The organism is Mycolicibacterium parafortuitum, from assembly GCF_010725485.1.
Classification (GTDB): domain Bacteria; phylum Actinomycetota; class Actinomycetes; order Mycobacteriales; family Mycobacteriaceae; genus Mycobacterium.
This window is the reverse complement of sequence record NZ_AP022598.1, coordinates 5,994,770-6,019,926: the sequence shown is the minus strand read 5'-3', so window position 1 is coordinate 6,019,926 and position 25,157 is coordinate 5,994,770. Positions and strand designations below refer to the sequence as shown.

Sequence of the window (25,157 nt, the reverse complement as noted above, 5' to 3'; positions counted from 1 at the left end):
ACGGTACGTGCCGGAGGCGCGCACGGTGTACACATGTTCACTGAAACGTTGACCAGGCGCTCGCGGCGCTCGGCGCTGCTGGACCTGCTGACCGGTCCGCACGGCGTCGACCGCTACACCGAGCTGGTCGACCCCACCTGGACGCGAGCGCAGGCCCGCGCCAAGATCGTCGCGGTGCGGCGGATGACGCCGCGCAGTGTGACCCTGACGCTGGCGCCCAACCGGGCCTTCACCGGCTTCCGGGCCGGCCAGCACATCAACCTGTCCGTCGAGATCGACGGCCGGCGTCGCACCCGGCCGTACTCGCCCGCCGGGGCGGAGGACGATCGGCTCCTGGAGCTGACCGTCGGCCGCCACGACGGCGGACTGGTGTCGACCTACCTGTTCGAGCACGCCCGCCGCGGCATGGTCGTCGGGCTGGACTCCGTGGCCGGCGACTTCACGCTGCCCGAGCAGCCTGCCCGCCGCATCCTGCTGGTCTCCGGCGGCAGCGGCATCACGCCGGTCATGTCGATGCTGCGGACCCTGCGGTCGCGACGGCACACCGGCGAGGTCACCTTCGTGCACTACGCGCGATCGCAGCAGGAGGCCTGCTATCGCGACGAACTGCGCGAGATCGCCGCGACGATGCCGAACGTGACCGTGCTGCACGGCTATACCCGCGATTCCCGCGGGTCCGACGTGCCTGCCCGATTCACCGGCGACCTCGCGGCCGCCGCCGACGCGGTCTATGTCTGCGGACCGCCGTCGCTCGTCGACGCGGTGCGTGAGGTCCGCCCGGACGCCGAGTCCGAAAGTTTCGTCCCGCCGGTGTTCACCGCCGGCGAGTCCAGCGGCGGCACAGTGCGATTCGCCGCCGCCGGCGTCGAGGTCGTCGACGACGGGCGGCCACTGCTCGAACAGGCCGAGGGTGCGGGCCTGAGCCCGGAGAGTGGGTGCCGGATGGGCATCTGTTTCTCCTGCACCCGCCGCAAGACCAGTGGCGCCGTCCGCAACGTCGTCACCGGTGCCGTGTCGTCCACCGAAGCCGAGGACGTGCAGATCTGCGTGTCCGCGCCCGTCGGTGATGTCGACATCGACCTGTAACCGCTCAACTCCCGCCGAAATTGCATTCCAGCAGAGGAAGTTCGAGAAGAACTCTGAGTAGCTGCAATCTCGACACAGAGAGGACACCATGACGCAAGTACTGGAAACCACAACGCAGCAGGGCATCTCGAAGACCGTTGCGGGAAAGACCGTCACCCTGGCCGCCGAGCAGCTCGACGCGTTCGGCCGTGAACTCGACGCGCTGAAGGACAGCGTCATCGCCGATCTCGGTGAGCGCGACGCCACCTACATCCGCCGGATGATCAAGGCGCAGCGCGGACTCGAGATCGGCGGCCGCGCGCTGCTTTTCGGCGGCATCATCCCGCCGTTCTGGCTCGCGGGCACCATCATGCTGGGCCTGTCGAAGATCATCGACAACATGGAGATCGGCCACAACGTCATGCACGGTCAGTACGACTGGATGGGTGACCCGGCCATCTCCAGCAAGGGCTTCGAATGGGACACCGCGTGCCCGGCCGACCAGTGGCGGCACTCGCACAACTACATGCACCACACCTACACCAACATCGTCGGCCTGGACCGCGACATCGGCTACGGCATCCTGCGGATGAGCTCCGACCAGAAATGGCGGCCGTACTACCTGGGCAACCCGATCTATGCGTTCCTGCTGATGGTGCTGTTCCAATACGGCGTCGCGCTGCACGAGATGGAGAGCGAGAAGATCGCCGCGGGCGAGATCACACTCACCGACAAGCGCGAGATTCTGCGCGAGATCTGGGCCAAGACCAAACGGCAGACGCTCAAGGACTACGTCGCGTTCCCGCTGCTGGCCGGGCCGTTCGCACCGTGGGTGGCCGCCGGCAACCTGACCGCGAACCTGATGCGCAACGTGTGGTCGTACATGATCATCTTCTGCGGGCACTTCCCCGAAGACGTGCAGGAGTTCTCGATCGAGGAGACCAAAGCCGAGACCCGCGGACAGTGGTACTTCCGTCAGGTGCTCGGATCGGCGAATCTGAACGGCGGCAAGCTGTTCCACATCCTGAGCGGCAACCTGTCCTTCCAGATCGAACACCACCTGTTCCCGGACATCCCGGCGTTCCGGCACGCGGAGATCGCACCGAAGGTCCGTGAGATCTGCGAGCGCTACGGTGTGCCCTACAACACCGGCCCGCTGCCGCATCAGTTCGCGACCGTGGTGCGCAAGATCTTCAAGTTCGCGCTGCCGTTCTGACGCCGATACCGGCTACCCGGTAGGCGAGGTTTCTCGTCATCGGCAATGACGCCACCGGGGCCGGCGCGGAAGGCTCTCCCTGGCGATAGACATCGCAGCAGGCGCGAGGGAGGACCGTCATGCACGTGTTGTTCAGGCCGATGGCGACCGGCATCGCGACGATGACGGCGGCCGCGGTGCTGGCGTCGGTCGCAGTGATCGCCCACGGTGCCACGTCCCACGCCGATCCCGGGGTGCAGCCCAAGCCCACCGTCGTGCTGGTGCACGGCGCCTGGGCAGGCACGTCGAGCTGGGACGGTGAGGCGTCGGCATTGCGGGCGGACGGCTATCCGGTACGCGCCATCGCCAACCCGCTACGCAACCTCACCACCGACGCCGCCGAAGTGGCGTCGTTCGTCCGCACCGTCGACGGTCCCGTCGTCCTGGTCGGGCATTCCTACGGCGGGGCGGTGATCACCGAGGCCGCCGCCGGCCTGACCAATGTCAAGGCGCTGGTGTACGTCGACGCGGCCGCACCCGAGGTCGGGGAGACCAACGGCTCGCTGTCCGGCGCGGATTCGGTGCTCAAGCACCTACCGGACAGCGCATTGTTCGACACGGTGAGAACCGCCGACGGCGGAACCGACCTCTATCTGCGCCAGGACGTGTTCGTCCACCACTTCGCCGACGACCTGCCTGCAGAGCAGGCCACCGAGCTCTGGGCATCGCAGCGTGCCGCGGCCACCGCGGCGTTCGACACCCCGGCCACCGCGGCGGCCTGGCACGACATCCCGTCGTGGTACTTCATCAGCAGCGGCGACCAGATCATCACCCCGATGTCGGAGCGCGCGATGGCCGACCGCGCCGGATCCCACGTCACCGAGTTCCCCGGTGGATCCCACCTGACCCTGATCAGTCATCCGGAGGCTGTGACGGACGTCATCGAATCCGCGGCGCGATCGGTGGCCTGAGCCGGGACGTAGGTCTTGTGGCGCGACCCGCCGCATGGTGAGGTGTCCGAGGTTGGGACCTCTGTGCGGAAGGAAAGCGTTCATGCGTGCTGCGTTGGCGGCGATTTCAGTGGTGGCGGCTGGTGCCCTGAGTGGGATGGGTGTGGCGTGGGCGCAGCCCCCGGTGCCCAGCGCGGCGGAGTTGACCGCCGAGCTGCAACAGGTCCTCAACACCGGGGCCCCCACCGAGGTGCGCGCGTCCAAGCTGGCCGGCGGCGAGGCCGCGGTGCCGACCGCGGACAACATCGCCAACCGCCTCAACACCTACAGCGGCATGATCAACTGGCGGGTGGAGAACCCGGTGCTCAACGGCGACCAGCTCGACGCCCAGATCGCGGTGACCATCCCGATCTGGGGAACCAAGACGCACAACATCTACTGGGTCGACCAGGGCGGCACCTGGAAGCTGTCGAACCCGTCGGCGTGCGTGATCGCCCGTGACGTCGCCGGTGTGGACTGCACCGTCTAGTTCGGCGCCGCGGCGCCGCGCCGAAATTGCATTCCAGCAGGGCGCTACTCGCACTTTTGCTGCCTGGCTGCAGTCGCGGCGCGCAATCTCGCTGAGAACGCGTACCGCGGGATCTGAATCGGGCCATGCCAACCGCGCGTTCGCATGGCCTGGCTCAGTGTCTGGATGACGGCGACGGGGTCGTCCTCCTTGACGACCGCCGTGACATGCCAGCCCAGCCGGCGAAGCACCGGCATGACGCGGCGGTCCTTGAGGTACTGCCGACGGTCGGTCTGGTGCTGGTCGCCGTCGTACTCCAGCGCGACCTTGAACGTCTCCCAGCCGAAATCGAGAAACCGGACGTGGCGCCCGTCATGGTCCGCGACGGGGATCTGGGTACGCGGCGTCGGGAAGCCCGCGTCGAGGATCACCTTGCGCCACCAGGATTCGCGGGGCGACTCGGCGCCGCCGTCGACGTACGGCAGGACGGCCTTGAGCCGGGCGGCACCTCGGGCGCCCTTGTAGCGCTTGGCCAGCAGCAGCACGTCTTCGATCGAATAGGGACGACTCGCCATCAGCGCGTCAAGGCGTGCCAACGCGTCGTGCTCGGGCCGATATCGGCCGAGATCGAATGCGGTGCGCGCCGGCGTCGTGACCGGGATTCCGCCCACGTGCTGCCATTCGTCGGGTGCGATGCGCTCGTTGCGGGCGATGATGCCCTTCGGCGCGCGCGGACAGTTGTAGATCAGTTCGATGTCGATATCGGCGTTGATCCACTTCGACCCGTGAAGTGCCGCGGCCGTCAGTCCGGTGACGATCCCGGCGCGCTTCGAGTAGAGCCAGGCTGCCTCGGTGCGATCACGCAATGTCGGCGCTGCGAGTCGTGGCGCGTGGACGTTGGTGAAGATCGGACGGTAGAAACGCTGCAGTTCGTAGCGCGTGACGACGCCGTTGGCGACGGCTTCGGTGCCGATGATGATGTCTCCCATGGCCGAATCGTCGGCGCGGGCTCCGACGGATCAGCGGCTGGATAAGGAGTTATCCCCAACCCCACCGTCGAGATTGCGTCTGTGCAGAGATCTACTCGAACTTCTTCTGCTGGAATGCAATTTCGGCGCCAAACGGATCAGCGCTGGCAGGTCGGGCACCAGTAGGTGACCCGCTCGGTGAACTTGTCCGTCTCGATCCGGGTGCCGCAGCGGCGGCAGGGGAGTCCTGCGCGGCCGTACACCCAGACGTCCTGGCCGGGCCGGGTGTTGCCGGTGGTGGTGCGGTTCACCCGTAACCGGTTGAGCCACAACATCTGCTGGGCCCGGTGGGCGACCCGCAGCGGATCGGTCAGCTCGCGCACCGGGGTACCCGGTCGCAGCCCGAACACGAAGCTCAGCTCGTTGGCGAACACGTTGCCGACCCCGGCCATCACCCGCTGATCGAGCAGCGTCTCGGCCAGCGGGCGGTCGGGGTCGGCCATCAGGTTGACTGCCGCGACCTCCGCCGACCAGTCCTCGCCGAGCAGATCCGGACCGAGGTGGGCCACCGCATCCATATCGGTCGCCCGGTCCAAGACCTCCAGCACGCCCAGGTCGACCCCGGAGGCCCGGGACGTCGCCGTCTCCAACACGATTCGGATCTTGTAGGCCGGTACCCGGACACGACCGATCACCCACGCACCGTCCATCTTCAGATGCGAATGGATACTGGCCTGCCCGACCCGGATGAACAGATGCTTACCGCGGCTGAGCACCTCGTCGACCACCTGCCCGCTCAGATCCACCGCCGCATAGCGCGGGACGCGGATATCGCAGCGCGTCAGCTCCCGGCCGGCCAGCGCCTCGCGCAGCTTGGCCGCCGTCCGGTAGACGGTGTCGCCCTCGGGCATCAGCGCAACCGCAGCCCGCGCGGCGTACGCGAGAACCCGGCCGTGACCAGCGCGTCGACCGTCACCGACTCCCGCGCCTCCAGCACCGGGACGCCGTCGACGCGTTCCACCAGCAGCGCCGGAACCCGTTGCCGCGGCACCATTTCGGCCAGCGCAGCCGCGGCGGCGTTCGACGTCTCCGGGTCGGTGGTGAAGCTCAGCAGCGACCGCCCACCCCGCTCGACGAACCACACCAGTGCACCGTCGACGAGCACCACCAGCGCACCTGCCTTGCGTCCGGGCCGGTGCGCGGTGTCACCGTCGGCACCTCGGGACGGCCACGGCAGCGCCGCACCGTACGGGTTCGCGGGGTCGGTCGCCGCCAACGCCAGCGCGCGCAGCGTCTGCTGCTTGTCGTCGATGCTGTCGGCGTGGCTGCGCAACCGGTCGACGGTGCTGGCGGTCGCGAACTGAGCGCCGCCGAGGGATTCGACGAAATACCCGCGCTGACAGCGCCCCGCCTCCTCCATCGTGGTCAGCACCTTGTACATCGACGCGAACCCGCCCGGGATGTTCTCTGCCGCCACCGCGCCCTTGGTCAGCACGCCGTGGCGGGCCAGCAGCTGGTCGGCCTGGTAGTGCGCCCGCACCGTGGTGTCCACCTCGGCGACCGGCAGCGCCGCCCACCGCCCGGCCACCGTGGGATCGGTGTCGCGGTGCGCGCTGAGGCTGGTGGTGCTCAGGCTGTAGCGGCTCAGCCGTGGGGCGCGCCGATGCCGGTGCGCCGGCGCGGCCGCGCGCCTGCTGCCAGGGCCCTTCGATCCGGCGAGCAGCGCCCGCACCGGGGCGAAGGTGTCGCCGCCGACGTATCCGGCCCAGATCAACTGCCACAGAGCCTCTTTCAACGACTCGGCGGACACCCCGTCGACGCTGAGCTGGCGGAAGAAGTACGCACCACCGCCGGACAGTGCCGCGAGGATCTGGTGATGAACGTCGGTCAGTTCGAGATCACCAGGTGGGGCCAGTGACAGCGCGGCGGTGTCGGCGGGATGGAACGACACCCAGCCGTCGGCGCCGGACAACGACCCAGCGCCCGACCACAGCACCTCACCGGAGGCGAGGAGCTCGTCGAGCATGCCCGGCTGGTAGTCGCGCACCCGCTGCCCGAAGATCAGCGGCTCGACCGCCGAGGCGGGCACCGGCACACCGGCCAGCTGGTCGATCACCGCGGCGAGTCCGTCGACGCCGGACACCGCATCCGCACCGACCATCTGCCACGACGGCAGGAACCGCCCGAACGCTGCGGTGCTGACGGGCTCGATCTGGGCGCGCAGCGCCGCCAGCGACCTGCGCCGCAGAATGCGCAGCACCTCGGCGTCGCACCACTGCTCGACACCGCCGGAATCGGTGGGCACGTCGGTGAATTCGCCGCGCACCAGTTTCCCGTCGGCGGCCAGCCGGCCCAGCACGTCTGCGGCGACCCGCAGCCCCAGCCCGAACCGGGTGGCGGCGTCGGCGGTGGTGAACGGCCCTCGGGTGCGCGCGAACCGGGACAGCAACTCCCCGAGCGGGTCGACGACCGGCTCCAGGAACGCGATCGGCACCCCGACCGGCACCGCCACCCCGACCCCGTCGCGCAGCCGCCCGATGTCCTCGATCGCCGCCCACCACGTCGTCCCGGCATAGGACACCGTGAGCACCCGTTTGGCCGTCAACAGGCCTTCGAGCCAGCCGCCGACGTCGGATTGCGCGCAGCGCTCGCCGATCTCGTCGGCGGTCAGCGGACCGAGCAGCCGCAACAGGTCCGCCACCCCTTCGGCGTCGCGCACGGCGCGCTCGGGGGTCAGATGCTGCAGCTGGCGGGTGGTGTTCGCGATGACGTCCGCGTCGAGCAGTTCGCGCAGCTCGACCCGGCCCAGCAGTTCGGCGAGCAGCGTCGGGTCCAAAGCCAGTGCGGCGGCGCGGCGTTCGGCCAGCGGACTGTCACCCTCGTACATGAACGCGCCAACGTAGCCGAACAGCAGCGATGCCGCGAACGGTGACGGGGTCGGGGTCTCGACCTCCAGCAGACGTACCCGGCGCTGGGCGATCCGACCCATCAACGCGGTCAGCGTCGGCACGTCGTAGACGTCCTGCAGGCATTCCCGGACCGCCTCGAGCACGATCGGGAAGTCGGGATAGTTGCGCGCGACGTCGAGCAGTTGGGCGGCTCGCTGACGCTGATGCCACAGCGGGGAGCGTTTGCCCGGATGCCGGCGGGGCAGCAGCAGCGCGCGGGCCGCGCACTCGCGGAATCGGGACGCGAACAGCGCCGAGCCGCTGACCTCGGTGGTAACCAGCGGTTCGATCTCGTCGGCGTCGAACACGAAGATGTCCGCGCCGGGGGCGACGTCGTCGGTGTCGGGCAGCCGCACGATGATGCCGTCGTCGGATGCGGTCGGTTTCTCGTCGATGCCGTAGCGCTCGTAGAGCCGCTTGCCCACCGCGAGCGCCAGCGGCCCGTGCACCCGAAGCCCGTACGGGGAGTGCAGGATCACCCGCCAGTCGCCGAGTTCGTCGCGGAACCGCTCCACCACCAGCGTGGTGTCCGACGGCACCGCCGAGGTGGCCTCGCGCTGTTCGGAGATCAGCTGCCACAGATTGTCGGTCGCGAAGTCGTCGAATCCGACTTCTTTGCAACGGGATTCGAATGCCGGGCGATCCAGCCGGGCCAGCTCGCCGTTGAACGCGCCGATAGCCGCACCCAGCTCGGCGGGACGCCCGACCCCGTCGCCGCGCCAGAACGGCAGCCGTGCGGGCTCGCCCGGGGCGGGGATCACCAGCACCCGGTCGTGGGTGATCTCGGTGATCCGCCAGCTGGTCGCCCCGAGGGAGATGACGTCGCCGGGGCGGGACTCGTAGACCATCTCCTCGTCGAGTTCGCCGACCCGCGAGGGCTTTTCGGAATCCGCGCTGGACGCCAGGAACACCGTGAACAGGCCCCGGTCCGGGATCGCGCCGCCGGAGGTGACGGCCAGCCGCTGCGCGCCGGGGCGGGCCGTCAGCGTACCGTTGTCGCGGTCGTAGACGATGCGTGGCCGCAACTCGGCGAACTCGGTCGACGGGTACTTGCCCGACAGCAGATCCAGCGTCGCCTCGAACGCGCTGCGCGGCAGCGTCGCGAACGGTGCGCTGCGGCGCACCGTGTCGAACCACGCGTCGGCGTTGATCGGCTCCAGCGCCGCGGCCGCGACCGTGTGCTGGGCGAGCACGTCGAGCGGATTGGCCGGCACCCGCATCGTCTCGATCTGGCCGGCCAGCATGCGCTGCACACTCACCGCGCACCCGATCAGGTCGGTGCGGTGTTTCGGGAACAGCACGCCCTGGCTGATCTCACCGACCTGGTGACCCGCCCGGCCCACCCGCTGCAGGCCGCTGGCCACCGAGGGCGGTGTCTCGACCTGGATGACCAGATCGACCGCGCCCATGTCGATGCCGAGTTCCAGGCTGGAGGTCGCGACCACCGCCTTGAGCCGCCCGCTTTTCAGCGCGTCCTCGACGTCGGCGCGAGCCTCCTTGCTGACCGACCCGTGGTGGGCGCGGGCGAGCACCGGTTCGGCGCCGAAGGTCTGACCGCTGCCCATCAGATGCGCGGGCGCACCGCCGGCCACCCCCGGGTTGTGGGTGCCCAACTCGATCCCGGTGCGTTCGGCGTGGATCTCGTTGATACGGGCGGTCAACCGTTCCGCGAGGCGGCGCGAGTTGGCGAACACGATCGAGGAGTTGTGCGCCTCGATCAGGTCGACGATGCGTTCCTCGACGTCGGGCCAGATCGAGTTGTTCTCCAGATTGGCCATGTCGGGCACCGGGACCTGGACCGTCAGGTCGAACGTCTTGGCCGCCGGCGGCGCGACGATCGTGGTCGGGGCGGCCCCGGACAGGAAGCGCGCCACCTCCTCGGGCGGGCGCACCGTGGCCGACAGCCCGATCCGCTGCGCCGGTTTGGCCAGCATCGCGTCGAGCCGTTCCAGCGACACCGCCAGGTGCGCGCCGCGCTTGGTCCCCGCGACGGCGTGCACCTCGTCGACGATCACCGTCTGCACGTCGGCGAGGCTGTCGCGCGCGGCCGAGGTGAGCATCAGGAACAGCGACTCCGGCGTGGTGATCAGGATGTCGGGCGGCTTGCTGATCAGCTCGCGCCGCTTGGCCGGCGTGGTGTCGCCGGAGCGCACCCCGACGCTGATCGTCGGTGGCGCCTCACCGTTGCGTTCGGCGATGCGCGAGATCCCGGTCAGCGGGGTGCGCAGATTGCGCTCCACGTCGACGGCCAGTGCCTTCAGCGGGGACACGTACAGCACCCGGGTTGCGGGTTTCTCGCGCGGCTCGCGGGCCAGCCCGTCGATCGCCCACAGGAACGCCGCGAGCGTCTTACCCGACCCGGTGGGCGCGATGACCAGCGCGTTCTCCGCGGCCGCGATGGCGTTCCAGGCCTGCGCCTGAGCCGGGGTCGGTTCGACGAACGTGCCCGCGAACCATTCACGCGTCAGCGCACTGAAGCGTGACAGCGGATCGGTCTTCGCGGGCATCTGTCCATGGTGCCTGCAACCCCCGACAAGTCGGTCGGGGCAGCCAGAAACGGGATCCGGGGATGACCCGGGAATGAGGCCTGGGGTCACGCCGGACGGCGTGGCTGCTAGGGACAGCCGAGGCCGGCCTGACCCCAGGCGAGGCCGACACTACTCGCGCCGCGCGCCCCGCAAGCCGTTTGCAGCAAAGTTTTGACGAGGGGTTTCGGCCGGGCGCCGCGGGGAGCCCGAATTTCGGCATCGGCGCCGGTGAGCGGCTTAGGATCGGCGGGTGCCTACTCCAACCATGCGTCCTCCAACCATGCGTCGCGCACTCGCCGCCGCCGTCGGTGCCGCGGGTGTCCTGCTGGCCGCCGTCGTCCCTGCCCAGGCCCAGCCGACGGCGCCGAACTGCACGGCCGCCGACCTGGCCGGCGTCGCCACCGGCGTCTCCGCAGCCACCTCGGCGTATCTGTTCACCCACCCGCCGGTCAACGACTTCTTCACATCCCTGTTCGGCAAGGACCGCGAACAGAAGAAGGCCGAGGTGATCGCGTTCATGGACGCCAACCCGCAGGTCGCGGCCGAACTGCGCGGCATCCGTCAGCCGATGAAGGACTTCCGGCACCGCTGCGGCTACGGCCACGGCCCGCAGCAGGAGCACCGCGAGCCCGGGAGCTGAGCTCAGCGCCGCTGCGGGGCCAGCGCGTCGGCGAGGGTCGCCGGAATCCCCGGCACCCTCCCGAGCGCGTCCATCAGCGTGTGCGCGCACAGGTCGGCGATGAAGTCCGCGTCCAGTGACGTGTCGACCAGACGCTGACGGCACATCTCGAACGTGAATGCCAGCCAGCCGTACACGGCAGCACGCAGATCCCGCTCGACCTTGCCGTCGAGTCCGTCGATGCCTGCGGTGACCCGGTCGATGATGCGGTTGGCCTGCCGGTCGTTGTCGATGTCCTCGATCCCGCGCAACACCGGATCGACCCGGGCCATGCTCATGTAGGCCGCCCACGCACCGTGCGGGTGCTGCTCGTCGTAGTGCAGGTAGGCGAGCACGCCGGCGCGGACCTGGTCGAACAGCGACTCGCCGGGTACGGCCGGGGTGTTTGTGGCCTCGAAGAGCCGCTCACCCTCGGCGCGCACGACCGCGGCGAAGAACGCCCGCTTGTCCGGGAAGTAGTGATACATCAGCGCCCGGGACACCCCGGCGCGCTCGGCGATCTCGTCGATGCGGACCTCGTCGTACGGCCGCTGCCCGAACACCTCGGCCCCGAGCGCCAGCAGTTCGTTGCGGCGATCGTCGGGGGATAGGCGCCGACGTGCTTCAGCCATGCTGCGCATTCTACTCAACACATGTACAACAGTGGCCGCGGGCCTGACGTCGACCTGGCGAGCGCGCGTGTCTGTACGGTAACTCGCCGCGTCGTCCGTGCACTCGCCGCGCCCTCGCCGCGGCTCAGTGTGACCGTAGTGTCCGCTGGTAACGGCGCATCCCGACGATCCAGCGGTCGTAGTCACCGCCTTTGCGTCGGTACATCTCCAGCAGTTCGGCATGCGGCAGCACCAGGAACCGGCCGTCGCGGATCGCGTCGACGGTCACCGTCGCGACATCGGAGGCGCTGATCACCTTCGCCGACTGCTCGATCGAGGCGGTGCTGAGCTTCGCCTGCGGCTCGTCGATACCCCGGATCGTCTGCAGCAGAGGGGTTTCCACGCCGAGCGGGCATACGCAGCTGACACCGATGCCGTCGTCGCCGTAGGTGATCGCCAGCCACTCGGCAAAGCCGACCGCGGCATGCTTGCTCACCGCGTATCCGGCGGCGCCCAGCTGGGTCAGCAGTCCGGCCGCCGATGCGACGGAGACGAAGTAGCCGAAACCCCTTGCCTGCCAACCCGGTACCAGCAGCCGCGCCGCCCTGATATGGGCCCGCAGGTTGACGTCGAGGATGACGTCCCAGTCGGATTCCGTTCCGAGGCCGGGCTTTCCGATCACCCCGGCGTTGGCGACGTAGATGTCCACCGGCGTGAACTCGCGGTCGGCGAGCGCGATCAGCGCCTCGATGTCGGCGACGTCCGACGCGTCGGCACGCAGTGCGGCGGCGGAGCCCCCGGCATCGCGGATCGCCGCGGCCGTCGACTGGGCGCCGGCTTCGTCGAGGTCGCCGACGACGACGCTGACCCCGCGCGATGCGAGCTCGGTCGCGACGGCGGCCCCGATTCCCGATGCCGCGCCGGTGACGATCGCTGTCTTGTTGGCTAGGTCCATGCCCCGATTCTGGGCCGCGAGCGTGCGCGGAATGCACGCGGGTGGCGGCGTGTCGGCGGGCAGACGCGCGCGCTCGCGAGGCGGGGGTCGGGCTCAGCCGAAGTGGACGCCCTGCGCCAGCGGCAGCTCGGTCGAGTAGTTCACCGTGTTGGTCGCGCGGCGCATATAGGCCTTCCACGCATCCGAACCGGACTCGCGGCCGCCGCCGGTCTCCTTCTCGCCGCCGAACGCGCCACCGATCTCGGCGCCAGAGGTCCCGATGTTCACGTTGGCGATACCGCAGTCCGAGCCGTCGGCGGCCAGGAAGCGCTCGGCTTCCCGCATGTCCAGCGTGAAGATCGACGACGAAAGACCCTGCGGCACCGCGTTGTTCAACGCGATCGCCTCGTCGAGGGTTTCGTAGGTCAGCACGTAGAGGATCGGCGCGAACGTCTCCTGATGCACCACCGCGCTCTGCGACGGCATCCGCACCACCGCGGGCGTCACGTAGAACGCGCCCTCTTCGACGTCCGGGCCGACGTCGACGCGCTCACCGCCGATCACCTCTCCGCCTTCGGCTTGGGCCTGCTGCAGCGCGCCGACCATGTCCCGGTAGGACGCGGTGTGGATGAGCGGCCCGACCAGTGTGCGCTCGTCGAACGGGTCGCCGACCGGCAACTGCCGATAGGCCGCGGTGATCCGCGAGACCAGCTCGTCGGCGATCGACGAGTGCACGATCAACCGCCGCAGCGTGGTGCACCGCTGGCCGGCGGTGCCGGCCGCCGAGAACACGATGCCGCGCACCGCGAGATCCAGATCCGCGGCCGGTGTCACGATCGCCGCGTTGTTGCCGCCGAGTTCGAGCAGCACCCGGCCGAACCGGGACGCCACCCGCGGCCCGACCTCACGGCCCATCCGCACCGAGCCGGTCGCCGACACCAGCGCGACCCGGGGATCGTCGACCAGCTTCTCGCCGACCTCGCGTTCGCCGAGCACCAGCCGGCCCACCGCCGCCGGGGCGCCGACGTCCGCGGCCGCGCGCTCCAGCAGCGCCTGGCACGCCAGTGCCGTCAGCGGAGTCAGCTCCGAGGGCTTCCACACCACGGTGTCCCCGCACACCAGCGCCACCGCGGTGTTCCACGCCCACACCGCGACCGGGAAGTTGAACGCGGTGATCACGCCGACCACCCCGAGCGGATGCCACGTCTCCATGAGCCGGTGGCCGGGCCGCTCGGAGGCGATGGTGCGACCGTAGAGCTGCCGGGACAGCCCGACCGCGAACTCGCAGATGTCGATCATCTCCTGCACCTCACCGAGGGCCTCGGAGGTGATCTTGCCGGCCTCGATCGTCACCAGCGACGCCAGCGCGGCCTTGTGCTCGACGAGCAGTTGTCCCAGCCGGCCCACCAGTGCTCCGCGCACCGGTGCCGGCGTCACCCGCCACTGCGAGAACGCTTGCGCCGCCTCACCGATCGCGGCGTCCACCTCCGCGACCGACGACGGCGCGACGGTGAACAGCACATCCCCGGTGATCGGGGTGCTGGCCGCCAACCCACCCGCGCCGGGCTCACCCAGCGCGACGGTGGAGCCGACGGCGGCGAGTGCGTCGCGTACCTGCGCGCGAAGGGCATCGGCGGTGGGCAGTTCGGACACAACGGTGGTCATGAGCGCGCGACTTTCTCGTAGAGGTCGTAAGGGTCGTGGATGTAGTGGTCGATCTGGCCGGCCATCCAGTCCTGGGAGTAGTCGGTGGTGTCTCCACCTTGCACCGCCGACGCGTCGGAGTCGAGATTCGACCGGAAGATCCCGGCCGCCGAGGCCGGCAGGAAGTCCTCGTAGACAACGGGTCTGGCGGGGTCGTCGTCGACGTAGTAGGCCAGCCCGGCGGCGGCCATCTCGGCGTCGGTCGCCGGGAAGTGGTCGTGCCACACCGCGGCCGGGTCCGGTGCGGCCATCGCCGCGTCGAAGCGGGCCCGCCCGGCGGGGGTGAGCGCCACCCCGCGCTGTTCCACCTCGCCGAAGCGCACCCGCAGCGTGCCGTCGGACACCTCGCCGGTGGGGGAGCGGAACCGCCGAGGTTCGGCCAGCGCCCGAAACGACGTCTGCCGCAACAACACCTGCGGACCATCGACCGGCGGCGGGCCTTGGATGTGGTCGATCATCGTGATCCCGCGCGCGGTCATCGCGCGTTGCAGTTCGTCGATGTCGAGGACGCGGGGGGTCAGGTGGTTGATGTGCGTCGACGTCACCCCGGCGATGTCGGCCGCGACCGCTGACACCGCCGAGAGCTCGTCGTACCAGGCCCGATCGATCGGTTCGCGGGACAACGCGAACGCCGATACCGCGGCGGCGACGAACTCTGCGGCCTCGTCGGCCCTGCATTCGCCCGTGGCGGCGATCCGGCGGGCCGTCGCGATCAGTGCCGGATCGAACAGGTGCCGATCCTCGACGAAGCGCTGGACCCGCCCGCGCAGCTCCGCGCTGAAGAAGCGGTCGTCGGCAGCGGTCAGCATCGAGGTGAAGACCCGAAACGGGTTGCGGGCCAGCTCATCCGGCTCGACGGGGCGGAACGCGGTGGACACCACCGGGATCGGGGAGGCGGCCTCGCGCAGATCGTAGAAGCCGACGGGGTACATGCCGAACGCCGAGAACAGCGTGGCGACCTGGGCGAGTTCGGCGGGGCTGCCGACGCGGATGGCGCCGTGGCGCTCGGCGGTCACCCGCTCCAGCGAACCGAGCCGCAGCTCGCCGGTGTGGGCGCGGTTCACCTCGGAGCTGACCTCGACCAGGGTGTGATACGCCGGCACCTCGGCGCCGTACATCTGGGACAGGCCTGAGGCGAATTGTGCGCGTAACTGCCATATTTCGATGCGGCTACTCATCGGCGCTCCGATACAGTTCGGCCATGACAGTTCCGGACGACCCCCAACGCGCGCCCGCCCGCGGGCACGTGCCGCTCGACGAGATCGACCGCGTGCTGGCGCGTGAACTCGTCGCCGACGGTCGCGCCACGCTGGCGCACCTGGCGGCGACGGCCGGGCTGTCGGTGTCGGCGGTGCAGACGCGGGTGCGGCGGCTGGAATCGCGGGGAGTGGTCCGGGGATACACGGCGCGTATCGACCCCGAAGCCGTCGGCAGCATGCTGTCCGCGTTCGTCGCGATCACCCCTCTCGACCCCTCTCAACCCGATGATGCCCCCGCGCGGCTGGAACAGATCCCCGAAATCGAGGCGTGCTATTCGGTGGCAGGCGAGGACAACTACATGCTGCTCGTCCACGTCGAGTCGGCGCGGGCGCTGGAACACCTGCTCCAGAAGATCCGCACCGCCGCGAACGTCAAGACGCGCAGCACGATCATCCTACAGAAATTTTACGGCGACAGACGCCACATACCGGACTAATTACTGCGCCACAGCGCTAGGCCGGAAAGTTCGCGGACCCGTCAGCTCGATGCTTTTTTGGCCGGCGCCTTCTTGGCCGCCGATTTCTTGGCGGGAGCTTTCTTGGCCGGCGCCTTCTTCGCGGCGGCCTTCTTCGCCGGGGCCCGGCTGACCGCGGCCTTCGCCGGGGTCGTCTCGACAGCCGGCCGTTGCTCCTCGACGGCGGGCTTCTCACCGAAGTGGCGCGAAACCACCGCCTGCCCGACGCCGATGGCCGCGGCGACGGGCCACTCGATCGCGCCGAGCACGGCCAGTCCGCCGAGCACGCCGTAGAACGCGAGCTGGTCCGGTGGCGGAACCGCGATTCGCCCCACCACCGGGAGCCGGACCGCGAATCTCTGCGCCTGTTTGACCGCGTCCGAGGCGTCCCGATGGGACGCGGCAAAAGATCGTGCCTTATCGAACATTTCGCACCCCGTTCAACTGAAGGTCTTCGGATTGTCCCACTTCCGGCGCTACCTTTCGGGTGTGTCCGACGTTTCTCGCAGCTCCGGTCCTGAGGCGTTAATCTCGGCCGGGGTCTGGCTGCTGACCCCGCCGATCCGTTCCGTTTATGCCGTCCTCGTCCAGGCCGGCTTCGTCGTCCTCGACGATTGAAACTGCGTCGTCCTCGACGATTGAAACTGCGTCGTCCTCGACGACTGAAACTGCGTCGTCCTCGACGGCTGAGTCGCCGAACTCGGCGAGGCGTTGCCGCACCGTGTCGGTGGCGCGGCTGAGCAGTTCCGGAGCCGCTTTCGCCAGCAGCGTCGCCCCGGCCGTGGCCGCGAACGCCTGACCCCATCCGACGGGACCCACCGGGGTGCAGCCGAAGACCTGGCTGACGCCGGGGACGCTGATGATCCCGGCCAACGTGGCGAATGATCCGACGGCGGTGACGACGATCAGCGGGCTGCGGGAGTCGACCAGGGTCTGGGCCAGTTGTGTCGACACCAATCCGATGAGCGCGACGGTCGACGCGCGCTGTCGGGTGCCGGTCACGCTCGCCATGACCCAGGCCGCACTGGCGCCCGCCGTGGTGGCGGCGCCGCGGACACCGATCGCCCGCCACATGGCGGCCTCGTCGAGATCCACCTCGCCGGTGGTGTCGGTCTGCGGGCTGACGGCCAGCGCCGCGGCCGGCAACGCATCGGTGAGCATGTTGACCAACAGCATCTGCCGGGCGTTGAGGACCGACCGCCCGGTGAGCACGCTGGTGATGAGGGCGAACGCGATCTCTCCGGTATTGCCGCCCAGCAGCAGCGACACCGCCGACTGGACGCGGCGCCACAACTGTTTTCCTTCGTCGAGGGCGTCGAGCAAGGCCTCGATCCGCCCGTCCAGCAACACCACGTCCGCGGCGGTGCGGGCCGGGTCGCTGCCCCGGGCGGCGACCCCGACGCCGACGCTGGCCGCCCGGATCGCGGCCGCGTCGTTGGCGCCGTCGCCCACCATCGCTGTCACCAACCCGATGCGCTCCAGGGTCTGGACGACGTCGATCTTGTGCTCTGGTGACATCCGGGCGTAGACGATGTGCGAGGCCACCGCGTCGGCGCGTTCCTCCGCCGACAGGTTCTCCCACTCGGTGCCGGTCATCACCTGCTCGGCGGAGACGTCGAGGCCGAGCTCGCCGGCGATCACCGTCGCGGTCAGCGGATGGTCGCCGGTGATCAGCCGGACCCCGATACCGCGGCGGTCGAGTTCGGTGAGGACGTGGCGAGCGCTCTCGCGGGCGGTGTCGGCCAGCCCGAGCAGGCCGATGAGGGTCAGGTCGGTCCGGCACAGCTCTTCGAAGGCCGCGGCATCGGCGGCCGCGGCCGCGGCCTGCTTCGGAGTGAGGTCGCGTTCGGCGACGGCGATGACCCGCAGCCCCTTGGCCGCCATCGCGTCGATGGCGGCGACCACCGGCCCGTTGGCCCGGGTCAGCGCGGACGCGAGCACCTCGGGTGCGCCCTTGATGGTGAGTCGGGTGCCGACGATCGCGGCCGCGAACGGCCGACCCGCCTGAAACGGCAGGAATGCGTCGCGCTCGACCGCGGTGGTGTCCGCGCCGTCCTCGTCCGGGTGGACGGCGCGGCGGATCGCGTCGTCGGTGGCGTGGTGGGCGCGATGGCCGGGCTGGACGAAGATCGTGCTCAGTGCCGCGTCGAGGGTCTGCTCCTCGGAGAATCCGTCCACCGGCGCGACGGCCTTGATCCGCAATCTGTTCTCGCTGAGTGTCCCGGTCTTGTCGAAGCACACCACGTCGAGGCGGGCCAGCGCTTCGATGGAGTTCGCATTGCGCACCAGCACCGACTCGCTGGTGAGCCGACGCGCGGCGGCCAACTGGGCCAGCGTGGCGACCAGCGGCAAGCCTTCGGGCACCGCAGCGACGGTCAACGCCACCGCACTGGCGATCGCCTCCCGCACCGGTGTGCCGCGGGCCAGGCTCAGCAGTCCCACCAACGCGCCACTGCCGACGCTGAACGGCAGAGCGCGCTTGGTGAGTCGGCTCAGCTGGCGCTGCAACCCGACCTCGCGTGACATCTCCGGGGCCATCGCCAGCGCACGGCGCATCTCGGTCCGCGGCCCGACCGTGGTGACCACCGCGATCGCGGTCCCGGCAACCAGAGTGGTGCCCTCGTAGAGCATGCACGCCCGCTCGGCAAGCGGAGCGCCCGGTGTGGGTTCGACCTGCTTGGGCACCGGCAGGGACTCGCCGGTCAGCGTCGATTCGTCGACCTCGATGTTGACGGCCTCGATCAGCCGCGCATCGGCGGGCACGACCTCGTCGGCGTGGACCTCGATGACGTCACCGGGGCGCAGTCGGTTCGCGGGGACCTCCTCGCGTCCGCCCTGGCCGGACGGACAAATCCGGCGTCGCGCGAGCGGCTCGTCGACGGCCATCAGTCGCCGCAGAGTCCGCTCGGCGTGCAGCTGCTGCTCCGCCGACAGCGCGGCGTTGGCCAGCAACACGCCACCGACCAATACGGCGTCCAGCGGTGACCCGAGCAGCGCGCTGGCCACCGCTCCGGTGGCCAGCAGCGGGGTGATCGGGTCGGCCAGATTCGCCCGCATCTCGGCGACGAAGTCGCGCGCCACCTGCCACGTCCACGTGCCCGCGTGCCCGAGCGCGCGAACCGCGGCGATATCGGTCAAACCGGTTGTGGTGGAGGGTAGTTCGTCCGGCGGGCGCGGTAGCAGGCGCTGCACCTCCGCGACCGGCATGGCGTGCCAATCGTGCGTCGCGTCCGGTTCCGGCGGCGGATCTCGGAACACCTTGGTGCCCGTGGTGAACCCCGACCACAGCGCCGCGACCACGCCGACGTTCACCGATTCCGGGCCGCTGCCCGGAACGCCGGGGACCAGCATCAGCGCACCGAGTGCGGTGGCGGACACCGAAAGCCGGACACCCTTGGCGCTGACGGCACGCGCGGCGGGCAGGGAATGCAGGATGCGCCAGATGGACAGCAGGTCGGGCACGAACACGTCGGCGCCCCACGGCGGCGCGGATCCGGGTCGTTCCAACCCGATGGTCAGATCCGTGTCCTGGTTCGCCGACATGTCCGCGGTCGTCACCAGCGCGACGGTGGCTCCGTCGGCCTTCAGTCCGGCGACCGCCGCGGCGAGAGCGTCGTCGAGCGAGCCGTCCACGGGGTAAAGCCGATCGAAGCCCTGGGCCAGCGAGCGCAGGCCGTCGTCGGCGACCGAGACCACCCGCGGTCTGGTGCGCCGTGCCTCGGCCACCACGGCACTGGCGAAAGGATCGCGGACCGGGCTTACCAAGGCCCTACCCGTCCTGCCCGCGCCGGGGATGGTGGAGAGCTTGTGCCAGCCGGCGCTCAGACCGCCGTCGCCCAGTGCGGCGCGCACCGCCGACCAGGCCTTGGTGCGTCGCGAATTCTCTACTCCGACAATGCGGCTCACCGTCAGATCGCCGGTGTGAAGGACCCGGGGGTCGATGACGATCGCGTCGAGTCGGTCCAGGTGCCGAAGCGCCCGCGGGTGGACGACCACGGCGTCGTGCCGGCCGGTCAGGCCGCGGGTCATCGCCGCGCCGAAGGCCTCACGGACCGCGCGAGACGGCTTCGGCGCGGTGACCAGCGCGGCGCTGCCGGCGATCGTGGGGTTGCGGGTCAGCGCACCGATGACCGCCGCCGCGGCCAGGCCCACCTCCCCGATGCGCTCCGAATAGCGTTCTGCCGGGCCGTAATCCCACTCCAGGGTGCCGCGGTCGGGGAGGCCGCCGTCGGGGGGATGGGTGGCCAGCCGCGGCTCGTGGCGGCGCCAGGCCAGCCGGGCATCCCAGGCCTCGGCGCAGAGCAGGGTGCGGGTCGCGGTTTCGGCGGCCGCCGACGTCGGCGAGGCGGTCAACGCCGAGGCCGCGGCATTGAGCAGACTCAACAGCAGATCTGTGCTGTCGCGGCCGAGTCGGCGTTCGAGCTGCCGGCGCAGCAGGGGAACGTTGGCGGCCATCGTCGGCACCACCGACAACAGTTCGGGGCCTTTGGGTACGTGCAGCGCGTTTCCGGACACCGACAGACCGAATCCGACCGCGGCGGCGAGCGCGCCCAGCGTGCGTGCGGCCAGCAGTACGTCGTCGCCGGGCAGCGTCAGAGGCCTGTGCCGGTCGCCGCAGGGCACGGTCCGGACACGTCGTTCCGCGGCGGCGACCACCTTGGGCAGATCCTCGGCCGGCCCGTCCGGCTCGGTGGTGACGACGATGCGCGCGACCGACCGGTTGATCTCGGCGGACTTGACGCCTTCGACGGCCTGCACCGCGGCGAGGACCTCGTCGGCGATCGCGTCGGCGTCGGGGCCGGACAGGCCGCAGATCTCGATCCAGTGGTGCGAGTTGAGCCGACTCGAGCGCTTGGCCGGGTGGCCACCGAGGGCCTCGACGGTGATCGCCGCCGCCGCCTGCACCGCCTCAGGGGCGACGGCTGCGGCGTCCTGGACGAGGCCGGCGGCGGCGCGCACGGTCGAGGCCGCGCCCGCGGCGGCGTCGCTGACCATGGAGGCGGCCCCGCCCGCGATGGTGCGGCCGGTGCCGACGGCGGCATCGCCGGCCAAAAGGGCAGCGCCGGTTGCCAATTGCGCTGCTCGGAGTGACGTTCGGAGGGAGGTTCGCAGCAGCCCCATCACGGCCGCCCCGCCCGCCTGCATCGCGTCATCTCGACCACCCCACCGTTAGACCAGATCGGATCACTGCCGGGTTGGTCTGGCTTCAGAAGTCCGATAGTAGGCGCGCAAAACGAACTGTGTCGGCGCTCCGATCAGCCAGGCACCCGCCGGATAGGCAAAAATACTGCTCCACTCGGGTTAGACCATAAATAATCCGTTAGGATCGTCGCATGACCGCCACTATTCCGTTCAGTCGTGTCTCGGCCACCGCGTTGACACCCGCCGACGTGCGCACCGTGCTGGCGCGCAGCATCCTGGCCGACGGTCTTGATCTTGTCCTCGACCTGGAGCGGTCCCGCGGCGCGTACCTCGTCGACGCCCGCACCGGCCGCGCCTACCTGGACATGTTCACGTTCTTCGCGTCCTCCGCGCTCGGCATGAACCATCCCGCGTTGGCCGACGACGAAGCGTTCCGTGCCGAACTGGCCGCGGCCGCGCTGAACAAGCCCAGCAACTCCGACGTCTACACGGTCCCGATGGCCCGCTTTGTCGCGACCTTCGCCCGCGTCCTCGGCGATCCGGCGCTACCGCACCTGTTCTTCGTCGACGGCGGCGCGCTGGCGGTCGAGAACGCCCTCAAGGTCGCCTTCGACTGGAAGAGCCGGTTCAACGAGGCCAACGGGCGCGACCCGCGGCTGGGCACCAAGGTGCTGCACCTCAAGGGCGCGTTCCACGGCCGCAGCGGATACACGATGTCGCTGACCAACACCGACCCGAACAAGGTCGCCCGGTTCCCGAAGTTCGACTGGCCGCGCATCGACGCGCCGTACCTGCGTGCCGGCGCCGATATCCAAGAGCTGGAAGCGGATTCGCTGCGCCAGGCGCGTGCGGCGTTCGAAGCCGACCCCCACGACATCGCGTGCTTCATCGCCGAACCGATCCAGGGCGAGGGCGGGGACCGGCACATGCGGCCCGAGTTCTTCGCCGCGATGCGGGAACTGTGCGACGAGTTCGACGCGCTGCTGATCTTCGACGAGGTCCAGACCGGCTGCGGGATCACCGGAACCCCGTGGGCCTACCAGCAATTGGGGGTCCGGCCCGATGTGGTCGCGTTCGGCAAGAAGACCCAGGTGTGCGGGGTGATGGCCGGCGGCCGCGTCGACGAGATCGACGACAACGTCTTCCACGTCAGTTCGCGGATCAACTCCACCTGGGGCGGCAACCTGACCGACATGGTCCGCGCCCGCCGCATCCTCGAGGTCATCGAGGCCGACGGACTCCTCGACAACGCCGCCGCGCGCGGACGGCATCTGCTCGACGGACTCGACGCGCTGGCCGCCGAATTCCCCGAGTTGGTGCGCGACGTCCGCGGCCGCGGCCTGATGTGCGCGTTCAGCATGCCGACGGCGGGTCAGCGCGACGAACTGCTGGCGCGGCTGTGGGACCGCGGCGTGATCATGCTCGGCTGCGGCACCGACAGCGTGCGGTTCCGTCCCGCGCTGACGGTCAGCGACGACGAGATCGACCGTGCACTCGCCGCGGTGCGCGCCGTGCTCACGTCGACGGCTGGGTGAGCCGGCGGATCGTCGACGCCAACCGCGGCAGTTCCGCGCCGCTCACCAGCACGCAGCCGTGCCGCTCGGCGAGCTTGCGCGCCGCCGGCGTGAACTCGTGGTTGGTGACGACCATCGTCTGCGTGCAGTCCTGCATCGGGGCGCCGGCCACGACTTCCTGCACCGCGCCCGCGCCGACCGGACGGGACAGCCTCTTGCACTGCACGGCCAGCCGATTGGGGCGGTGGCCGACGATCAGGTCGACACCCCAGTCGCCGGACAGCGACGTCATGATCACCGGCACCCCACACGTCCGGGCGATCCGCGCGACGTAGTCCTCGAACTCGGTCCCCGACATTGCCGAGTTCTCGGGCCGTTCACGTTCCCCCGGGGTGGCCGCCCCGGTGACGACCGCCGTGACGAACTTCGGGCCGGCGATCACGACCATCGGGGCCAGCAACCCGCAGAGCACCGTAAGCAGCCACCCGCCGCCGGCCAGCCAGCTGGTGGCGGCCGCGGCGATCGACAGGGCCGCATAGAGCCGCCACCTCAGCGTTGTCACGGCCGCATCGTAAACGGCGATAACGACATCACAGGTTTATCACGATCGGGCCACGGGAACTCCCCGCAAACCCAGAACGGAGACCGAGATGGCCGACCTTTCGCAGCACACCCGCGGACTGCGGCGCGGTGCCGTGCTCGCCCAGCCCGGGGTCCGCGACGCGATCCGCACCGGGCTCGGTGTGGTGGTGACGGGGCTGGTCTTCCTGTTCGTCGCCGATATGTGGAACAGCACGTGCACCGGTTCGCTTGCGCAGGCGCTCGGCTGCGGCGCCGCCGAGCAGGCGATGCTGGCGCTGGGCGCGCCGGCGATCATGCTCGCCGGCGCGTTGTGGTCATTGGTGCGTGGCTTCCGGACGCGCGCCGAGCGGGCCTGGCAGGCGAGCGCGCTCGCCCTGTTGGCGCTGGCGCTGGTGTGCACCGTTTTGAGTCTTCCGTCGCTGCCCGGGCGGTAGCACACTGAAGGGGTAGTTCTAAGGAGTTACCCATGAAGGGTCCCAACGATCCAGTGGACCACGTGCGCACCACGCGTCCGCACGCCGGGGAATCGATGAAAGACAACAAGATCATGCCCGCGCTGGTGGTGATCGGGTTGTCGATGGTCAGTTTCGTCGCGATGCTCTCGGCGTTCGCGACCGCCCACCACGAGTCCGGAATCCTGCTGGGCGGTATCGCCCTCGCCGGATTCCTGGTCGGGGGAGCGTGGCTGATGGTCGAGCACCATCGGGTCCGCCGACTCGAACAGCGCTGGTATGCCGAGCATCCCGGCGCCTGGCGGCAACGACCCAACAGCTGAACAGGCCGAAACTGCGCTCAGGGTTGTAGGGACGGCGTTATCCACAGCCCTGACGGCGATCTCGGCGTGCAACGGCCGAATGTGTCGGCGGCGGGACCGAGCATCGCCGCATGCGACGAGTGTTCGTGGGCAGCGATGCGTTGGCGGCCGGTGCGCTGACACGCTCGGCGCTGCGATGGAACTACCGCCGGATTTTCCCCGACATCTATGCACCCGCCAACGCGGAGATGTCGGTGCCCGATCTCGCTCTCGCGGCGTCGATGTGGACCGGCGGCCGAGGCATCATCGCCGGCGCGGCGGCATCGGCCTTACACGGCGCGCGCTGGGTCCCGACATCGGTGCCGATCGAGATCATCTGGCGCAACGGCCGCCCTCCGCCCGGCATCGTCGTGCGCAACGAGCGCATCGACGACGACGAAATCTGCGACATCGGCGGGCTGTTGGTGACGACGCCGGAGCGGACGGCACTCGACCTGGCCCGGCACCTCCCGCGCAACCAGGCGGTGGCCCGGCTGGATGCGCTCGCGAACGCCGTCGACCTCAAGTCCGTGGACGTGCTGGCGCTGGCCCGGCGTTACCCCGCCGCGCGTCACATCCGCCGGGCGGTCACCGCGCTGAACATGATGGACGGCGGCGCGCAGTCCCCCCGAGAGACCTGGCTGCGGTTGTTGTTGATCGACGAGTGGCTGGACCCGGTCAGTACGCAGATTGTCGTCAGCGACGGCCGGCGCACCGCGCATGTGGACCTCGGCTATGACGAACCGATGATCGGCCTGGAATACGAGGGCGCGCACCACAGCGCGGATCGCGGAACGTATGTCTACGACATCGGCCGCGGCGAGTTCATCGAGCGGCAGGGCTGGATCGTGCTCAAGGTGGTCAAGGAGCACTCGGCGGAGTTCATCAAGTCCAGGGTCCGAGAGGCGTTCGCGCGTCGCGGTTACCCGCCGAGATTGCGGCCACGGCCGCGGAAACGCCGTCGGGCACGACCGTGAGCGCAGTTTCGGCGCTGAACCGCGCCAACCGCCCAAACGAAAGGGCCCGGCCGGTCACCCGGTCGGGCCCTTTCGCGGAGCCGACGATTACTGGTTGGCTTCCTGGCGCTTCTCCGCGGCCTTGGCGCCGGCGCGCGCCGACTCGGCTTCGGCTTCCTTCTGCGCGACCTCGCGCTGTGCGTCGGCCTTGTCCTGCTGGGCCTTGCCCTCTTGGACCATGTCGTCACGGCCGGCGACGGTGCCGATGGTTTCCTTGGCCTTGCCCTTGACGTCCTCGACGACGCCCTTGATGCCCTCTTCGGGTCCGCTGTTCTTGTCGCTCATGGTGTGCCTTTCGTTCGTGGGTGACCGGGGCCGGTGCGCGCC

At 69.8% G+C, this 25,157-nt stretch carries 21 protein-coding genes; 10 read left to right on the top strand and 11 right to left on the bottom strand.

Features of this window, described 5'->3' with window-relative positions; all coding sequences use genetic code 11:
• The first annotated feature begins 33 nt into the window (after nucleotides 1-33).
• From NTM_RS28380 to NTM_RS28365, 4 genes are all read left to right on the top strand, one after another.
• Nucleotides 34-1,086, top strand: a complete 1,053-nt coding sequence (locus NTM_RS28380) for a ferredoxin reductase (RefSeq protein ID WP_104863075.1) — start codon at nucleotides 34-36, stop codon at nucleotides 1,084-1,086.
• Between the two features lie 88 nt (nucleotides 1,087-1,174).
• Entirely contained in the window at nucleotides 1,175-2,281 is a 1,107-nt protein-coding gene (locus tag NTM_RS28375) for a fatty acid desaturase family protein (RefSeq protein ID WP_163769303.1), read from the top strand.
• Nucleotides 2,282-2,400: 119 nt separating this feature from the next.
• Nucleotides 2,401-3,231, top strand: a complete 831-nt coding sequence (locus NTM_RS28370) for an alpha/beta hydrolase (protein ID WP_163769302.1) — start codon at nucleotides 2,401-2,403, stop codon at nucleotides 3,229-3,231.
• Nucleotides 3,232-3,313: 82 nt separating this feature from the next.
• Nucleotides 3,314-3,739: an MTB12 C-terminal domain-containing protein gene (locus NTM_RS28365; RefSeq protein WP_163769301.1), complete on the top strand. Its 426-nt coding sequence runs from the start codon at nucleotides 3,314-3,316 to the stop codon at nucleotides 3,737-3,739.
• 44 nt (nucleotides 3,740-3,783) lie between these two features.
• Here NTM_RS28365 and NTM_RS28360 read toward each other — a convergent pair whose 3' ends face one another.
• The 3 genes from NTM_RS28360 to NTM_RS28350 all read right to left on the bottom strand — a co-directional run bounded on the left by NTM_RS28360 (nucleotide 3,784) and on the right by NTM_RS28350 (nucleotide 10,141).
• Complete coding sequence (locus tag NTM_RS28360) at nucleotides 3,784-4,707, bottom strand: type IV toxin-antitoxin system AbiEi family antitoxin (protein ID WP_163769300.1); 924 nt, start codon at nucleotides 4,705-4,707, stop codon at nucleotides 3,784-3,786.
• 137 nt (nucleotides 4,708-4,844) lie between these two features.
• Nucleotides 4,845-5,597: an endonuclease VIII Nei2 gene (gene nei2 / locus NTM_RS28355; protein ID WP_163769299.1), complete on the bottom strand. Its 753-nt coding sequence runs from the start codon at nucleotides 5,595-5,597 to the stop codon at nucleotides 4,845-4,847.
• The gene (locus NTM_RS28350) at nucleotides 5,597-10,141 is read right to left on the bottom strand and encodes an ATP-dependent helicase (protein WP_163769298.1); all 4,545 of its coding nucleotides are present in this window, start codon (nucleotides 10,139-10,141) and stop codon (nucleotides 5,597-5,599) included. Before NTM_RS28350 ends, nei2 begins: the two co-directional genes overlap by 1 nt.
• Nucleotides 10,142-10,442: 301 nt before the next feature.
• Between NTM_RS28350 and NTM_RS28345 the strand changes: the two genes are divergently transcribed.
• Nucleotides 10,443-10,802, top strand: a complete 360-nt coding sequence (locus tag NTM_RS28345; protein ID WP_110781715.1) for a heme-binding protein — start codon at nucleotides 10,443-10,445, stop codon at nucleotides 10,800-10,802.
• A 2-nt stretch (nucleotides 10,803-10,804) separates the two neighbouring features.
• On the opposite strand, the gene NTM_RS28340 is transcribed toward NTM_RS28345, so the two are convergent.
• The 4 genes from NTM_RS28340 to hglS form a co-directional block, all read right to left on the bottom strand.
• A complete protein-coding gene (locus NTM_RS28340) occupies nucleotides 10,805-11,452 on the bottom strand; it encodes a TetR/AcrR family transcriptional regulator (RefSeq protein ID WP_083143216.1) in 648 nt (215 codons plus the stop codon).
• A 124-nt stretch (nucleotides 11,453-11,576) separates the two neighbouring features.
• Nucleotides 11,577-12,386, bottom strand: a complete 810-nt coding sequence (locus tag NTM_RS28335) for an SDR family NAD(P)-dependent oxidoreductase (RefSeq protein WP_163769297.1) — start codon at nucleotides 12,384-12,386, stop codon at nucleotides 11,577-11,579.
• A 93-nt stretch (nucleotides 12,387-12,479) separates the two neighbouring features.
• Entirely contained in the window at nucleotides 12,480-14,030 is a 1,551-nt protein-coding gene (gene amaB, locus NTM_RS28330) for an L-piperidine-6-carboxylate dehydrogenase (protein WP_163769296.1), read from the bottom strand.
• Nucleotides 14,027-15,247, bottom strand: coding sequence for a 2-oxoadipate dioxygenase/decarboxylase (hglS, locus tag NTM_RS28325; protein ID WP_163769295.1), 1,221 nt, complete (start codon nucleotides 15,245-15,247; stop codon nucleotides 14,027-14,029). The genes amaB and hglS overlap by 4 nt, the downstream gene beginning before the upstream one ends.
• A 23-nt stretch (nucleotides 15,248-15,270) precedes the next feature.
• Here hglS and NTM_RS28320 point away from each other — a divergent pair, with 23 nt between their 5' ends.
• Nucleotides 15,271-15,765 carry an Lrp/AsnC family transcriptional regulator gene (locus tag NTM_RS28320; RefSeq protein WP_163769294.1) on the top strand — a complete coding sequence of 165 codons (495 nt, stop codon included), beginning with the start codon at nucleotides 15,271-15,273 and terminating at the stop codon, nucleotides 15,763-15,765.
• 41 nt (nucleotides 15,766-15,806) lie between these two features.
• Here NTM_RS28320 and NTM_RS28315 read toward each other — a convergent pair whose 3' ends face one another.
• Nucleotides 15,807-16,211, bottom strand: coding sequence for a hypothetical protein (locus tag NTM_RS28315; protein WP_163769293.1), 405 nt, complete (start codon nucleotides 16,209-16,211; stop codon nucleotides 15,807-15,809).
• 97 nt (nucleotides 16,212-16,308) lie between these two features.
• The gene (locus NTM_RS28310) at nucleotides 16,309-20,904 is read right to left on the bottom strand and encodes a cation-translocating P-type ATPase (protein WP_435405139.1); all 4,596 of its coding nucleotides are present in this window, start codon (nucleotides 20,902-20,904) and stop codon (nucleotides 16,309-16,311) included.
• A 212-nt stretch (nucleotides 20,905-21,116) separates the two neighbouring features.
• Here NTM_RS28310 and lat point away from each other — a divergent pair, with 212 nt between their 5' ends.
• Nucleotides 21,117-22,460, top strand: a complete 1,344-nt coding sequence (gene lat / locus NTM_RS28305) for an L-lysine 6-transaminase (RefSeq protein ID WP_163769292.1) — start codon at nucleotides 21,117-21,119, stop codon at nucleotides 22,458-22,460.
• On the opposite strand, the gene NTM_RS28300 is transcribed toward lat, so the two are convergent.
• The gene (locus NTM_RS28300) at nucleotides 22,441-23,001 is read right to left on the bottom strand and encodes a restriction endonuclease (protein ID WP_163769291.1); all 561 of its coding nucleotides are present in this window, start codon (nucleotides 22,999-23,001) and stop codon (nucleotides 22,441-22,443) included. The two genes, lat and NTM_RS28300, sit on opposite strands and share 20 nt — an antisense overlap.
• An 88-nt stretch (nucleotides 23,002-23,089) precedes the next feature.
• Here NTM_RS28300 and NTM_RS28295 point away from each other — a divergent pair, with 88 nt between their 5' ends.
• The 3 genes from NTM_RS28295 to NTM_RS28285 all read left to right on the top strand — a co-directional run bounded on the left by NTM_RS28295 (nucleotide 23,090) and on the right by NTM_RS28285 (nucleotide 24,791).
• Nucleotides 23,090-23,455, top strand: a complete 366-nt coding sequence (locus NTM_RS28295) for a hypothetical protein (protein WP_163769290.1) — start codon at nucleotides 23,090-23,092, stop codon at nucleotides 23,453-23,455.
• Nucleotides 23,456-23,487: 32 nt separating this feature from the next.
• Complete coding sequence (gene usfY / locus NTM_RS28290) at nucleotides 23,488-23,796, top strand: protein UsfY (protein WP_104863091.1); 309 nt, start codon at nucleotides 23,488-23,490, stop codon at nucleotides 23,794-23,796.
• A gap of 110 nt (nucleotides 23,797-23,906) precedes the next feature.
• Nucleotides 23,907-24,791 carry a type IV toxin-antitoxin system AbiEi family antitoxin gene (locus NTM_RS28285; protein WP_163769289.1) on the top strand — a complete coding sequence of 295 codons (885 nt, stop codon included), beginning with the start codon at nucleotides 23,907-23,909 and terminating at the stop codon, nucleotides 24,789-24,791.
• 87 nt (nucleotides 24,792-24,878) lie between these two features.
• Here the strand turns inward: NTM_RS28285 and mbp1 are convergent, their stop codons facing one another.
• Nucleotides 24,879-25,115, bottom strand: coding sequence for a microaggregate-binding protein 1 (gene mbp1, locus NTM_RS28280; protein WP_083143170.1), 237 nt, complete (start codon nucleotides 25,113-25,115; stop codon nucleotides 24,879-24,881).
• Between the last annotated feature and the right edge of the window lie 42 nt (nucleotides 25,116-25,157).

What these genes read in the sequence shown, in the direction of transcription:
- NTM_RS28375 (WP_163769303.1), top strand. Translation starts at nt 1,175, where the DNA reads ATGACGCAAGTACTGGAAACCACAACGCAGCAGGGCATCTCGAAGACC.
- NTM_RS28295 (WP_163769290.1), top strand. Translation starts at nt 23,090, where the DNA reads ATGGCCGACCTTTCGCAGCACACCCGCGGACTGCGGCGCGGTGCCGTG.
- amaB (WP_163769296.1), bottom strand. Translation starts at nt 14,030, where the DNA reads ATGACCACCGTTGTGTCCGAACTGCCCACCGCCGATGCCCTTCGCGCG.
- usfY (WP_104863091.1), top strand. Translation starts at nt 23,488, where the DNA reads ATGAAGGGTCCCAACGATCCAGTGGACCACGTGCGCACCACGCGTCCG.
- NTM_RS28315 (WP_163769293.1), bottom strand. Translation starts at nt 16,211, where the DNA reads ATGTTCGATAAGGCACGATCTTTTGCCGCGTCCCATCGGGACGCCTCG.
- NTM_RS28370 (WP_163769302.1), top strand. Translation starts at nt 2,401, where the DNA reads ATGCACGTGTTGTTCAGGCCGATGGCGACCGGCATCGCGACGATGACG.
- NTM_RS28340 (WP_083143216.1), bottom strand. Translation starts at nt 11,452, where the DNA reads ATGGCTGAAGCACGTCGGCGCCTATCCCCCGACGATCGCCGCAACGAA.
- NTM_RS28345 (WP_110781715.1), top strand. Translation starts at nt 10,443, where the DNA reads ATGCGTCGCGCACTCGCCGCCGCCGTCGGTGCCGCGGGTGTCCTGCTG.
- hglS (WP_163769295.1), bottom strand. Translation starts at nt 15,247, where the DNA reads ATGAGTAGCCGCATCGAAATATGGCAGTTACGCGCACAATTCGCCTCA.
- NTM_RS28285 (WP_163769289.1), top strand. Translation starts at nt 23,907, where the DNA reads ATGCGACGAGTGTTCGTGGGCAGCGATGCGTTGGCGGCCGGTGCGCTG.
- NTM_RS28380 (WP_104863075.1), top strand. Translation starts at nt 34, where the DNA reads ATGTTCACTGAAACGTTGACCAGGCGCTCGCGGCGCTCGGCGCTGCTG.
- mbp1 (WP_083143170.1), bottom strand. Translation starts at nt 25,115, where the DNA reads ATGAGCGACAAGAACAGCGGACCCGAAGAGGGCATCAAGGGCGTCGTC.
- NTM_RS28310 (WP_435405139.1), bottom strand. Translation starts at nt 20,904, where the DNA reads ATGGGGCTGCTGCGAACCTCCCTCCGAACGTCACTCCGAGCAGCGCAA.
- NTM_RS28365 (WP_163769301.1), top strand. Translation starts at nt 3,314, where the DNA reads ATGCGTGCTGCGTTGGCGGCGATTTCAGTGGTGGCGGCTGGTGCCCTG.
- nei2 (WP_163769299.1), bottom strand. Translation starts at nt 5,597, where the DNA reads ATGCCCGAGGGCGACACCGTCTACCGGACGGCGGCCAAGCTGCGCGAG.
- lat (WP_163769292.1), top strand. Translation starts at nt 21,117, where the DNA reads ATGACCGCCACTATTCCGTTCAGTCGTGTCTCGGCCACCGCGTTGACA.
- NTM_RS28335 (WP_163769297.1), bottom strand. Translation starts at nt 12,386, where the DNA reads ATGGACCTAGCCAACAAGACAGCGATCGTCACCGGCGCGGCATCGGGA.
- NTM_RS28350 (WP_163769298.1), bottom strand. Translation starts at nt 10,141, where the DNA reads ATGCCCGCGAAGACCGATCCGCTGTCACGCTTCAGTGCGCTGACGCGT.
- NTM_RS28360 (WP_163769300.1), bottom strand. Translation starts at nt 4,707, where the DNA reads ATGGGAGACATCATCATCGGCACCGAAGCCGTCGCCAACGGCGTCGTC.
- NTM_RS28320 (WP_163769294.1), top strand. Translation starts at nt 15,271, where the DNA reads ATGACAGTTCCGGACGACCCCCAACGCGCGCCCGCCCGCGGGCACGTG.